Genomic DNA, 11,983 nt, shown 5'->3' with positions numbered 1-11,983 from the left:
GTTCCTGGAGAACAAGAATGATTGCACTGTTACGTGTATTTGCTGTCGCTATCTTTGCGATTGTTATGTTTATTGGTGGTTGTGGTTACTGCCTATTAAGCCCTAGAAACCCTAAGCACGTTTTCACTTTTGGCCGTTTGTTTGCCAAGATGTCTCGTGTGTTTGGGATTAAGTTAGAGTTGCGTATCCCTGAAGATGCGTATTCACGCGGCCAACATGTTTACATTGCTAACCACCAGAACAACTGGGACATGTTTACTGTTTCTGCGGCTGTGACTCCGAAAGTTGTGACAGTAGGTAAAAAGAGCTTGGCTTGGATGCCACTGTTTGGTCAGCTTTACTGGCTTACGGGTAACATTCTGATTGACCGAGCGAATCGCTCTAAAGCAAAAGGGACTATCGATCAGGTCGTGAGCAGCATGAAAGAAAGTGATGTTTCGGTGTGGATGTTCCCAGAAGGCACGCGTTCTCGTGGGCGTGGTTTGCTGCCATTCAAAACAGGTGCTTTTCATGCGGCAATTGGTGCAGGTGTGCCAATCATTCCTATCGTATGTAGCTCGACGAATAAAATTAAGCTGAACCGTTGGAACAATGGTCATGTGATTGTTGAAATGCTACCTCCAATCAGCACTGAAGGCTATGGTAAAGAGGGCATTCGCGAGTTAGCGAATATCTGTCGTGAACAGATGAAAGAGAAGCTTGAATCGTTAGATGAAGAAGTCAAACAGCGCAACGCTGCTTAAGTTTTACTGCGATATCATCACGAAAAGACAATAAAAAAACGGGTAGCCTGAGCTATCCGTTTTTTTATGTTTGTCAGCAAGTGCAATTATTTGCGAACAGCGATTGCTTCAATCTCGATGCCAACATCTTTTGGTAGGCGAGCCACTTCTACACAAGAGCGTGCAGGGTAGTTTGCTACGCCGTGCTCATCAAAGAATTTGCCGTAAACTTCGTTCACTGTGCCAAAGTCATTTAGGTCTTTAACAAAAACCGTTAGCTTTACAATATCAGATACTTTAAGACCTGAAGATTCAACTACAGCCTTTACGTTTTCTAGAGACTGACGAGCTTGTTCTGCGATATCAGCAGACACTTCACCTGTCGCTGGGTTTACTGGGATTTGGCCTGAAGTAAGAACCATGTTACCTAGATCTACGCCTTGAACGTAAGGACCGATTGCTGCTGGTGCAGACTCAGCGTGAAGTACTTTCGTCATTTGATTTTTCCATCAGTTGTAGGGAATAAAGATTCTCAGTTTGCCTCTAAACCCTCGGTAGGTAAAGAGCAAAATACCCTGACATTGCAGGGTATTTTAAACGTATCACAGCCTAGTCGTGCGGCGTGTTTATCGCTCGGTTACGATCTCGCGTGAGAACACTTTCTCGCAGTATTTACACTTTAGGCGGATTTCTTGTTTCTTCTCGAACACGCTAAAGCTGCTTTCTACTGGTTCATTATGAGAAATACAGTTTGAATTCGGGCATTCAAATACATCATTGATGCGCTCAGGAAGCTCTAACGCGAGCTTTTTCACCACTTCATAATTCTCGATTTGATTCACGGTCGCGTGAGGAGCATACAACGCTAGCTTGCTCGCTTGCTCTTCATTGATAAACACATTTTCGATTTTGAGTAGATCTTTATGACCGAGTGCTGATGATGGCAAGTTCAGTCCAATCGTTACGCGTTGTGATGAATTGTGCATATCGAACAGTCTTAATACTTTGATGCCGATTTGCGCAGGGATGTGGTCGATGACCGTACCATTTTTGATTGCTTCTACCTGCAATTGAGTTTCTTTAGCCATGATTTTTCCCCTCGATTACAGTGTTTCGTTTAGAACAAGCGCCAGCAATGCTTGGCGAGCATACACGCCATTTTGAGCTTGCTGGAAGAAGTAAGCATGAGGCGTTTTATCAACATCAGTTGTGATTTCATCCACACGTGGTAGTGGGTGCAGTACTTTCAAGTTCTCACGCGCGCCTTCTAGTAGTGCCGCCGTTAGGATGTAAGCCGACTTAATATGTGCGTATTCCGATTCGTCAAAGCGTTCTTTCTGTACGCGTGTCATGTACAGAATATCCAGTTCAGGAATCACACTTTCCATGTCTGTGTGTAGGCTATATTGAATGCCAGCTTCGTCTAGTTCTTCGCAGATGTAATCTGGCATTGCCAGCGCATCTGGTGCAACAAAGAAGAAGCGGATGTTGTTAAACTTTGCTAAGGCTTGAGTCAGTGAGTGCACTGTGCGGCCATATTTTAGGTCACCTACGAATGCGACGTTCAGGTTGTCTAGACGCCCTTGTGTTTCCGCGATGGTGTATAGGTCGAGTAGCGTTTGAGTTGGGTGTTGGTTTGCACCGTCGCCCGCGTTGATCACTGGCACGCCATTTGAAAATTCAGATGCCAAGCGAGCGGCGCCTTCTTGTGGATGACGCATCACAAAGGCATCGACGTAAGAAGAGATGACTTGTACTGAATCTGCGAGTGTTTCGCCTTTCTTCGCCAGAGAGGTATTACCATCATTATCAAAGCCAATCACGTCACCACCAATGCGCTGAATCGCTGTTTCAAACGATAAACGTGTACGTGTTGATGGTTCAAAGAAACAACTTGCAACGACTTTGTTTTTAATCAGTTCTGGTCGAGGTGCTTTTTTAAGGCTACCTGCTGTTTCTACGATAAGTTCCAGTTCTTCGCGTGAAAGCTCTGGAATAGAGATGATGTGCTTCTGGTAAAGCGAGTTCGCCATGATCTTCTTCCCTATAACATTGATGACTACATCCAAATAACCGAAAGGAATTTTGGACATAAAAAAACCTCCCCAATGGGGAGGTTTTAAAATTCAATAGAATTAACGAAAATAACACCACGTAAGCGTAGTCGCTTAGCGAGAGCAAATCGCGTTTTTACGTCAGCAATCAGCGTGGTCATTTCTTAATCCTCAGACAAATTGCCGAGCATTATACGCTTAACTTTCGTGAGCGCAAGCGATTACATCATGGTTTTTATCGGCTGTTTTTGCGCGCTGGTTTAGCTTCCTAGCGTCGCAACCATCACGGCTTTGATGGTATGCATACGGTTTTCAGCTTCGTCGAATACGATGGAGTATTCCGATTCAAATACCTCTTCTGTTACTTCAAGGCCTTTCATACCGTATTTTTCAGCGACTTCTTTGCCGACGGTGGTTTCATCATTGTGGAAAGCTGGAAGGCAGTGCATGAATTTCACATGTGGATTACCCGTTTGCTTAATCACGTCCATATTGATTTGATAAGGTGTCATTAACGCTACACGTTCATCCCATGCCTCGGCAGACTCACCCATAGACACCCAAACGTCGGTGTATAGGAAGTCACAACCTTTCACACCTTCCTCAACGCTTTCTGTTAACGTGATTTTTGCACCGGTTTGTTGCGCGATAGTTTGACAAGTTGCCACGAGATCTTCTTCAGGCCAGAACGCTTTTGGCGCGACAAGGCGAATATCCATGCCCATTTTCGCTGCGCCCACCATAAGTGAGTTACCCATGTTGTTGCGCGCATCACCTAGGTAAGCGAAGGTTACTTCATGTAGCTGTTTACCACGGCCGTGCTCTTGCATGGTCAGGAAGTCAGCAAGGATCTGGGTTGGGTGGAACTCATCCGTTAAACCATTCCACACTGGAACACCAGCATAAGTACCAAGCTCTTCAACAATGGATTGGCCAAAGCCTCGGTATTCAATCCCGTCATACATACGACCAAGGACGCGAGCGGTGTCTTTCATCGATTCCTTATGACCGATTTGCGAGCCAGAAGGGCCGATGTAAGAGACTTGAGCACCTTGGTCAAAGGCAGCGACTTCAAACGCACATCGGGTACGAGTCGAAGATTTCTCAAAGATTAGTGCGATGTTTTTACCTTGAAGTTTCTTCTGCTCTGTTCCTGCATATTTAGCTTTTTTTAGCTCTGCAGACAGTTCGAGCAAAAACTGGATTTCTTTGGTTGAGAAGTCCAATAGCTTCAAAAAGTTGCGGTTACGTAAATTGAAAGCCATAGCTCGTCCCTTAGTACATGTGATTAGATTAATAGAATTCATTAAAACATATAAATGCTTTTATTGTGAATAATTATTTTTAATTAAAGCTAAAAAAGGTTGATGTATTCACATCAACCTTAGTTTTGATTCACCTAATGTAAAGGGACGAGTAAGTTATATATCGTCTCGTTCTATTGGACAGCTCATACAGCGAGCGCCACCGCGACCACGACCAAGCTCGTTACCAGGTACTGTCAGTACTTTGATGCCAGCTTTATCGTATTTTTCGTTGGTGTATACATTGCGTTCGTAACCAATTACTACGCCCGGTTTTACAGTTAGAACGTTATTGGCATCATTCCATTGTTCGCGTTCCGCTTCATAGCTGTCACCACCCGTGGTGATGATTTTCAGCTGATCTAAGCCAAGAGCGGACTCAATCGCGTGCAGATAGTTATGTGAGGCTTCAACATGCATTTCACCGTTGCCTTTTGGTGTTAAGCGCCATGTGTCGAGATCTTTGCGCATGATCTCTGGGTAGACAGAGAAAGTATCTACATCCATATGGGTCATCACAGTGTCTAAATGCATACATGAACGGTGTTTAGGCAGATCAATTGCAATAACTTCGGTAGCTTGGCCTGCTTTAAATAGGCTCGCTGCAAGGTTCTCTACACCTTGAGCAGTCGTACGCTCAGACATACCGATAAGAACTGCACCTTTACCAATAACCAACACATCACCGCCTTCGACATTCGCATTATCATAATGCAGATCATCGTCACCGAAGTATTTGATAAAATCTTGGCCAGCAAAAATTGGGTGCCAACGATAAATCGCACGTAAGTGGTTTGTTTCACGTTGGCGTGCAGGCATCATCATTGGGTTGAGCGATACACCACCATAAACCCAGCATGAGGTATCACGAGTAAAGAGGTGATTAGGCAGTGGCTCAATAACAAAGTCGAGAGGACGCTTCATTTTTGGCAGCATAGAAGATGAGGAGATCGGTAGCTCTGAGTAAGCTAAGCCACCTAAAAAGATGCAGGCAAGGTGTTCATCATCCATTTCTGAAAAGTATTGGCGTAGGTCTCGCGCAAAGGTTGGCCCGTAACGAAAGTCAGAAATCTGAGTGTTCAGCAGCCATTGTTTTGCTTCTGGAACGGCGAGGGTTTCGACCAGTAAATCGTGGAGGAGAAGCACTTCAACGTCTTGCTCGCGCAGCGTACGTGCGAATGCATCGTGCTCTTCACCTGCCGCTTCTACAGCAAGAACGTCATCAAATAGCAACTCATGACAGTTTGACGGAGTTAAGTGGGTTAGGGCGCGTTCAGGGCGATTTAATAGAACTCGTCGAAGTTGACCAACTTCTGATCCAACGTACAGCTTGCTCATTTTGTATCCTTACAAATTTTCCAGCCATTAGTTATGACAAGCTTCCTAGAAAGATGCAAGTTATCAAGCTTTGTTTATATTCTGGTGTTTCTGGTTTTGTGAGTTTTTTATTTTTATTTTGATTCTTATTAAATTTATTATTAGATATAAATGCTATTTTGCTAAAATTAGAGTGCGTGCGTTTTTATTCTAATTTTCCCGTTGAGAAAGAATACACGCACAGTGCATAAAACGTGCATTTTTATTCTAAATTATGCATTATTAAAGTGAATTTATTCGTTATGCTTCTTCGTTTTACACGTGAGTGTATTCAAGAAAGCATCATAAACACGCATAGAAAGAGAAAATAACCACATTAAGTGTCAATTAGGATGTTCTGAATATTAAAAAATGCCATTCTTTGTTAATTTTTTGTTTCTTTGTGTGGTCGGTTTAATATTTAGATTCAAATAACCGATAAGAATCGCAGTGGTATGATGTTTGTTTGTGGCTTTTCATCGCAATCCATGCCATATTTCACCGGATCAGCATACTCAGTATCGGGTATTGTGTTTCCATCAAGTAACTAATCTGGAGCCAAAACATGTCTCACGAAGATGAATATCTATCAGTAGAAGAATTAATTGAGATTCAAAAGGAAGAGACTCGCGATATCATTGCAGCATTGCTAGAAGATGGCAGCGATCCAGATTCGCTATACGAAATTGAGCACCACCTGTTTGCCGAAGATTTTGACACGCTAGAAAAAGCGGTAGTTGAAGCATTCAAGATGGGCTTTGAAGTTCTTGAAGCAGAAGAAACTGAAGATGAAGATGGTAACAAGTTGCTTTGCTGTGATGCGACTATGGAGTCCGCACTAGACGCAGAAGCGATTGATGCGCAAGTTGAAAAATTGATTCACTTGGCAGAAAAATACGACATAATCTATGACGGTTGGGGTACGTACTACGAAGGCGAAGATGCGCTTTACCCTGAAGAAGATGAAGACGACGAGTAATCAAAGCTCACTACTTTTGGAAAAACCAGCGTTTAACGCTGGTTTTTTTATACCTTGAAAAACTGACGAATGTGGAGGCGATAAATAATTCACATTGAGTTTATAGGGGGTTTCTCCCTATAATGCGTGAAAATTGATCTAGCTCAAGGTGTATATGCAACTCTCACTCGCCGGTTTATGGCAAGTCTCTCCACTGACGGACCTTTCTATCCCACAGGATGACATTACTTTCCCTGCTCCTTTGAGTCAGGTATTGCCAGCTGAACTGACAGAAGAAGCAATTCGTCAGCAAGAGTGGCACCTGATGCATGACATTGAAGTGGACGAATCCATGATGGCATTCCCAGCGGTAGAAATGGTGTTGGGTGGTGTGGATTACCATGCAGAAGTGCGTTTGAACGGAGTAGCATTGTTTGACTGTGACGGTTCTCAAAATGTCTACAAGAAAGACATTCGCCCGTTCATGCAGATGGGGCGCAACCGTTTTGAGATCCTATTCCTTGAGGAAGAAGAAGATCTTCTGTTGGATGAGGATAAACCGGAGTTGTGTTCACTTGCAGATCATGAATACCAAAAGAGTGACGAGCGCTTAGGGGTATGGCAAGAGCCGTATCTGCAGTTCATTCGCAATGTACGTTTAGACCGCGTGGCAACCGAGCAGATTTGGCACCACGGTGGTGGTTGCGAGTTTAAAGTAGACTTGTACTATCAAACTTTTGCGCCGGGTCTGGTCTCTGCATCGGTTAAGTTTAATGGTATGACTTACCATATTCCTATTGATGTCCGAGCGGAGCATGCGAGCGCTTTATTCCAGATCGAAGCGCCAAAGTATGCCGATCTTACTGATCCTGATCCAAGTGATCTCTACCAGTTGTCTGTTGAGTTGGATGGGCAGCACCAAAACTTCACTGTTGCCTTGAGCCAGGAGCTTTGTGTTACCCATGTTGTGCTTTAACGTCTAATAATATTATCTATTACAGCATCTTAAGCATTACGACTTCACATGCATCATGCCCTGTTTGTCCAAGCGGGGCATCGAGATGCTCAAAGCCTAGCTTTTCATACAAGCTTACCGCTTCTCTCAGACATTCAGTTGTCTCTAAATAGCACTGCTGATACCCAAATTGTTTCGCCAATTGTAAGCTCAATGCGACGATGCGTTTGGCTAAACCGTGTCCTCGTGTTTGAGGTAAGAAGTACATCTTTTGTAGTTCACACACATTTGGCTCGCCAGCTAAAGGGGCAAAGCCACCGCCACCAACGATCTCTCCGCGATGTTCAATGACCCAATAGGCGGCCCTGTTTTGATTGTACACCGAATACATATCATCAAGCGTTGGATCGGCCACACCATAACCTTTGTCTGCGGTTAAGCCGTATTCAGCAGAGACTTTACGAATCACATCTGCGACTTGCGGGTTGTCTGCTTTAGTAAGAGGTCGAAGAACGTATTCCTCAGACTGACACACTTTTGTTAGCCCTTTTAGGTAAGTCTCTAGACCAAGTTTGAGTTGCTCTTGCTCGCTGTCATCGAGTTGGGTAAGCAGTTGTTCAAAGAAGTGGTTTTGCTGTTGGTCCAGTTGCGATAACGCCAGTTGGCCTTGCTCTGTAATCGCGACGAGTTGACTACGTTTGTCTTTTGGGTTTTCGATGCTCTCGACCAAACCTAATTTAATCAAACCAGTAACGGTTCGGCTCGCGTTGGACTTGTCGACATTAAGCTGCTGTGCCAGCTGATTGATGGTCAATGGCTGCAATTGGATTTCACCCAATGCGTGCGCTTGCACTGGAGTGAGAGCGACATCGCCGCATTGTTTATCAAGCATACCAAGCAATCGGACGGCTTGACGGGAGTAGTGTCGAAGTTGACGAGCGTTCATTATCACTTACCTCTAAAAATAAAGTTGCGTACCGCAATTAAATAAAGTTGCGCACCGCAATTAAATTAATTGCGGTGCGCAACCTTGTCAATGGTAAATGTCATTTTTCTCGTTAGGAGACGTAGTGAGCCTCCATGTTTAAGCGTGGTGATGTAAACAAAACTGCGGTGCTGGAGCTTTTTCTGATGATTTACGCATCCATACTTTCTCGTGGAAGTAGTAAGCCACCGTGTTCAAACTCGGCTCTAACATCGCCATTACGCCGCCGACAAATGCATCACCTGTTAGTAAGTAAACCACGGTAAAAGCGACGCTGAAGTGCACGGTCGCAAAGCTTGCGGTTTTTAATTTGGTCATCCACTGACGAGCTTTAAGTGCTGGGACTTTTGCCCATGCCTTTTCATGAAAGTAGAAGGCTACGGTGTTCACTGAAGGCTCAATCATGGCAATTAAACTACCAATTAGAATGTCGCCTGTGAGTACGTAAGCGACACTAAATGCGATAGTAAAATGCAGTGCTGCGAAAGTTAGTGTCTTTTTCATGATAATTACTCAATCGTGTTTGTTTCGATGAGTTCATTATCGATAATAATTCTCATTAATGCTAATGGATGATGAGTATTGTTGCGATAGGGGAAAGCTATTGATGATGGTTTTTGGTGAAAGATATACAAAAAAGGTTGACCATGATGGCCAACCTTTGGATTCAAAGTGAGAAGTGTTAGTTCTTCTCTTTCACTGAGGCTTAAAGTGCAGCGATCGTTGTCTTCTGCTCTTCTAGCTTAGCTAGTGTCTCTTTGTAGCCTTCAAGCTTCTCACGTTCTTTAGCAACAACAGCTTCAGGTGCTTTCGCTACAAAGCCTTCGTTGCCAAGTTTGCCTTCGATACGCTTGATTTCGCCGTGAGTCTTCTTGATTTCGCCATCTAGACGAGCAAGCTCAGCATCTTTGTCGATCAGACCTGCCATTGGGATCATCAGCTCAGACTTACCAACCAGTGCTGTCGCACATGCAGGAGTTTGTTCGCCAGCTTCAAGCACGCGTACTGCTTCTAGCTTCGCTAGTGACATCAGTACTTGCTTGCTTGCTTCTAGACGAGAGGCATCTTCTGCATTTGCTGCTTTCAGCATAACGTCAAGCGGCTTACCAGGGTTGATGTCGTATTCAGCACGTAGGTTACGGATGCTGGTAATGAACGCCTTCACCCATTCGATATCATCTAGCGCTTCTTGGTTGAAGTTTGCTTCGTCGAATTGAGGCAGTGCTTGAAGCATGATTGTCTCACCTTCTACACCTTCAACTAGTGGCTTGATGCTTTGCCAGATAGTTTCAGTGATGTAAGGAATCACAGGATGAGCCAGACGTAGAGTCTTCTCAAGTACCGTGATTAGTGTACGGCGAGTACCACGCTGTTGCGCTTCAGTACCTTTCCATAGAACGGGTTTAGTTAGCTCTAGGTACCAGTCACAGAATTGGTTCCAGATGAATTCGTAAAGCGTGTTCGCAGCCATATCTAGACGGAAGTTGTCGATATGGTTGTTGAACGCTTTCGCTGCAAGTTCAAACTGAGACTCGATCCATTTGTCTGCTAGTGAGTATTCAATCTCACCACCGTTGAAGCCACAATCTTGCTCTTCTGTGTTCATCATTACGTAACGGCTTGCGTTCCATAGTTTGTTACAGAAGTTACGGTAACCCTCAAGACGCTTCATATCCCAGTTGATATCACGACCTGTTGATGCCATTGCTGCAAGAGTGAAACGTAGTGCGTCTGTACCGTATGCTTCGATACCGTTTTCAAACGTCTTACGAGTGTTCTTCTCGATCTTCTTCGCTAGCTGAGGTTGCATCATGTTGCCACAACGCTTCTCTACTAGAGACTCTAGGTCGATACCATCGATCATGTCGATTGGGTCAAGTACGTTACCTTTCGACTTAGACATCTTGTCGCCGTTTTCATCACGGATTAGACCAGTAACGTAAACCGTCTTAAATGGTACTTGTGGTTTGCCGTTTTCGTCTTTCACGAAGTGCATGGTCATCATGATCATGCGCGCAACCCAGAAGAAGATGATGTCGAAACCAGTTACTAGAACGTCTGAAGGGTGGAATACTTTCAGGTCGTCAGTTTGCTCTGGCCAACCTTGAGTACCGAATGTCCATAGTGCAGAAGAGAACCACGTATCCAGTACGTCTTCGTCTTGGTGCAGTTCAATGACTGACTCTAGGTTGTTGTTCTTACGAACTTCTTCTTCAGTGCGACCTACGTAAACATTACCTTGGTTGTCGTACCAAGCTGGGATGCGGTGACCCCACCATAGCTGACGAGAGATACACCAGTCTTGAACGTCACGCATCCAAGAGAAGTACATGTTTTCGTACTGCTTAGGAACAAATTGGATGTCGCCGTTTTCTACTGCTTCAACTGCAGTTTTCGCTAGAGGCGCAGTACGTACGTACCATTGGTCAGTTAGCATTGGTTCGATAACCACGCCACCACGGTCGCCGTAAGGAACTTGTAGATCGTGATCTTTCACTTCTTCAAGTAGGCCTAGCTCGTCGAATTCAGCAACGATAGCTTTACGAGCGGCAAAACGCTCCATACCGTGGTATTTAGCTGGTAGCTCAGTGCTGTAAGCGTCGCTTGCTTCGCCGTTGGTGTTGAATACTTCAGAAGCATCACGGATGTTTGCGTCGAAAGTCAGAATGTTGATCATTGGTAGCTGGTGGCGCTTACCTACTTCGTAGTCGTTGAAGTCGTGCGCAGGTGTGATTTTCACACAGCCAGTACCTTTTTCCATATCTGCGTGCTCATCGCCCACGATTGGGATGCGACGATCAACGATAGGAAGGATGATTTCTTTACCGATAAGATCTTTGTAACGTGGATCTTCTGGGTTAACTGCAACACCCGTATCGCCTAGCACGGTCTCTGGACGAGTCGTTGCAACAACGATGTAGTCTTTGCCATCGGCTGTTCTAGCGCCATCTGCTAGTGGGTAGCGGAAGTGCCACATGTGGCCTTTAGTGTCTTTGTTCTCTACTTCTAGATCTGAAATCGCTGTGTGTAGCTTTGGATCCCAGTTAACCAGACGCTTACCGCGGTAGATTAGATCGTCTTCGTATAGACGTACGAAGACTTCTTGAACGGCGTTAGATAGACCATCGTCCATCGTAAAGCGTTCACGATCCCAGTCTACAGATGCGCCAAGACGACGAAGCTGCTTAGTGATAGTGCCGCCAGATTCGCCTTTCCATTCCCAGATTTTGTCGATGAAAGCTTCACGACCGTAATCGTGTTTTGTTTTGCCTTCTTCTGCAGCGATCTTACGCTCAACAACCATCTGAGTTGCGATACCAGCGTGGTCAGTACCTACTTGCCAAAGGGTGTTTTTACCCTTCATACGTTCACAACGGATAAGCGTATCCATGATCGTATCTTGGAACGCGTGGCCCATGTGTAGGCTACCAGTGACGTTCGGTGGCGGGATCATGATGCTGTATGATTCTTTAGTAGTGTCACCGTGTGGCTTAAAGTAGCCTTTCTCTTCCCAAGTCTGATACAGAGCTTGTTCGATTGAAGTTGGGTTGTATGTCTTTTCCATAGCGCTCTTTTAATGGATACGTTGATGGTTGAATCTTAGTCAATCTTTATAAGTGAGGGATCTTAACAAGATCGCCTTAACTAT

At 44.7% G+C, this 11,983-nt stretch carries 12 protein-coding genes; 3 read left to right on the top strand and 9 right to left on the bottom strand.

Features of this window, described 5'->3' with window-relative positions; genetic code table 11:
• Window positions 1–17 precede the first annotated feature (17 nt).
• Complete coding sequence (locus tag R7Q39_RS21650; RefSeq protein ID WP_005381088.1) at window positions 18–743, top strand: 1-acylglycerol-3-phosphate O-acyltransferase; 726 nt, start codon at window positions 18–20, stop codon at window positions 741–743.
• 86 nt (window positions 744–829) lie between these two features.
• On the opposite strand, the gene R7Q39_RS21645 is transcribed toward R7Q39_RS21650, so the two are convergent.
• The 6 genes from R7Q39_RS21645 to arcA all read right to left on the bottom strand — a co-directional run bounded on the left by R7Q39_RS21645 (window position 830) and on the right by arcA (window position 5,418).
• Window positions 830–1,219, bottom strand: coding sequence for a RidA family protein (locus R7Q39_RS21645; RefSeq protein WP_318076807.1), 390 nt, complete (start codon window positions 1,217–1,219; stop codon window positions 830–832).
• A gap of 129 nt (window positions 1,220–1,348) precedes the next feature.
• The gene (gene pyrI / locus R7Q39_RS21640; RefSeq protein ID WP_005381086.1) at window positions 1,349–1,810 is read right to left on the bottom strand and encodes an aspartate carbamoyltransferase regulatory subunit; all 462 of its coding nucleotides are present in this window, start codon (window positions 1,808–1,810) and stop codon (window positions 1,349–1,351) included.
• Between the two features lie 15 nt (window positions 1,811–1,825).
• Complete coding sequence (gene pyrB / locus R7Q39_RS21635; RefSeq protein ID WP_005381085.1) at window positions 1,826–2,755, bottom strand: aspartate carbamoyltransferase; 930 nt, start codon at window positions 2,753–2,755, stop codon at window positions 1,826–1,828.
• A gap of 86 nt (window positions 2,756–2,841) precedes the next feature.
• On the bottom strand, window positions 2,842–2,937 hold the full coding sequence (locus R7Q39_RS21630) for a hypothetical protein (protein ID WP_005381084.1): 96 nt from the start codon (window positions 2,935–2,937) through the stop codon (window positions 2,842–2,844).
• A gap of 99 nt (window positions 2,938–3,036) precedes the next feature.
• A complete protein-coding gene (locus R7Q39_RS21625; RefSeq protein ID WP_042523477.1) occupies window positions 3,037–4,041 on the bottom strand; it encodes an ornithine carbamoyltransferase in 1,005 nt (334 codons plus the stop codon).
• A gap of 156 nt (window positions 4,042–4,197) precedes the next feature.
• Window positions 4,198–5,418, bottom strand: coding sequence for an arginine deiminase (arcA, locus tag R7Q39_RS21620; protein ID WP_005381082.1), 1,221 nt, complete (start codon window positions 5,416–5,418; stop codon window positions 4,198–4,200).
• 583 nt (window positions 5,419–6,001) lie between these two features.
• Between arcA and rraB the strand changes: the two genes are divergently transcribed.
• Window positions 6,002–6,415, top strand: coding sequence for a ribonuclease E inhibitor RraB (gene rraB, locus R7Q39_RS21615; protein ID WP_005381081.1), 414 nt, complete (start codon window positions 6,002–6,004; stop codon window positions 6,413–6,415).
• Window positions 6,416–6,569: 154 nt separating this feature from the next.
• Window positions 6,570–7,370 carry a glycosyl hydrolase 2 galactose-binding domain-containing protein gene (locus R7Q39_RS21610; RefSeq protein ID WP_104975633.1) on the top strand — a complete coding sequence of 267 codons (801 nt, stop codon included), beginning with the start codon at window positions 6,570–6,572 and terminating at the stop codon, window positions 7,368–7,370.
• A 19-nt stretch (window positions 7,371–7,389) separates the two neighbouring features.
• Here the strand turns inward: R7Q39_RS21610 and R7Q39_RS21605 are convergent, their stop codons facing one another.
• The 3 genes from R7Q39_RS21605 to R7Q39_RS21595 all read right to left on the bottom strand — a co-directional run bounded on the left by R7Q39_RS21605 (window position 7,390) and on the right by R7Q39_RS21595 (window position 11,899).
• Complete coding sequence (locus R7Q39_RS21605) at window positions 7,390–8,295, bottom strand: bifunctional helix-turn-helix transcriptional regulator/GNAT family N-acetyltransferase (RefSeq protein WP_080960120.1); 906 nt, start codon at window positions 8,293–8,295, stop codon at window positions 7,390–7,392.
• Between the two features lie 138 nt (window positions 8,296–8,433).
• A complete protein-coding gene (locus R7Q39_RS21600; RefSeq protein WP_005381078.1) occupies window positions 8,434–8,838 on the bottom strand; it encodes a DUF2061 domain-containing protein in 405 nt (134 codons plus the stop codon).
• A 202-nt stretch (window positions 8,839–9,040) separates the two neighbouring features.
• Window positions 9,041–11,899 (bottom strand): valine--tRNA ligase, encoded by a 2,859-nt coding sequence (locus R7Q39_RS21595; protein WP_047103615.1) that lies wholly within the window; start codon window positions 11,897–11,899, stop codon window positions 9,041–9,043.
• Window positions 11,900–11,983 lie beyond the last annotated feature (84 nt).

The organism is Vibrio sp. 947, from assembly GCF_033339115.1.
In the GTDB taxonomy this organism is placed as follows: Bacteria; Pseudomonadota; Gammaproteobacteria; order Enterobacterales; family Vibrionaceae; genus Vibrio; species Vibrio alginolyticus.
The sequence above is the reverse complement of the archived record's forward strand: the minus strand, read 5'-3'. Positions and strand labels throughout refer to the sequence as shown.

Excerpts from the sequence above, each read along its gene's own strand:
- R7Q39_RS21650 (WP_005381088.1), top strand. The coding sequence starts at position 18 with ATGATTGCACTGTTACGTGTATTTGCTGTCGCTATCTTTGCGATTGTT.
- R7Q39_RS21610 (WP_104975633.1), top strand. The coding sequence starts at position 6,570 with ATGCAACTCTCACTCGCCGGTTTATGGCAAGTCTCTCCACTGACGGAC.
- pyrB (WP_005381085.1), bottom strand. The coding sequence starts at position 2,755 with ATGGCGAACTCGCTTTACCAGAAGCACATCATCTCTATTCCAGAGCTT.
- R7Q39_RS21605 (WP_080960120.1), bottom strand. The coding sequence starts at position 8,295 with ATGAACGCTCGTCAACTTCGACACTACTCCCGTCAAGCCGTCCGATTG.
- R7Q39_RS21645 (WP_318076807.1), bottom strand. The coding sequence starts at position 1,219 with ATGACGAAAGTACTTCACGCTGAGTCTGCACCAGCAGCAATCGGTCCT.
- rraB (WP_005381081.1), top strand. The coding sequence starts at position 6,002 with ATGTCTCACGAAGATGAATATCTATCAGTAGAAGAATTAATTGAGATT.
- R7Q39_RS21625 (WP_042523477.1), bottom strand. The coding sequence starts at position 4,041 with ATGGCTTTCAATTTACGTAACCGCAACTTTTTGAAGCTATTGGACTTC.
- R7Q39_RS21595 (WP_047103615.1), bottom strand. The coding sequence starts at position 11,899 with ATGGAAAAGACATACAACCCAACTTCAATCGAACAAGCTCTGTATCAG.
- R7Q39_RS21630 (WP_005381084.1), bottom strand. The coding sequence starts at position 2,937 with ATGACCACGCTGATTGCTGACGTAAAAACGCGATTTGCTCTCGCTAAG.
- pyrI (WP_005381086.1), bottom strand. The coding sequence starts at position 1,810 with ATGGCTAAAGAAACTCAATTGCAGGTAGAAGCAATCAAAAATGGTACG.
- arcA (WP_005381082.1), bottom strand. The coding sequence starts at position 5,418 with ATGAGCAAGCTGTACGTTGGATCAGAAGTTGGTCAACTTCGACGAGTT.
- R7Q39_RS21600 (WP_005381078.1), bottom strand. The coding sequence starts at position 8,838 with ATGAAAAAGACACTAACTTTCGCAGCACTGCATTTTACTATCGCATTT.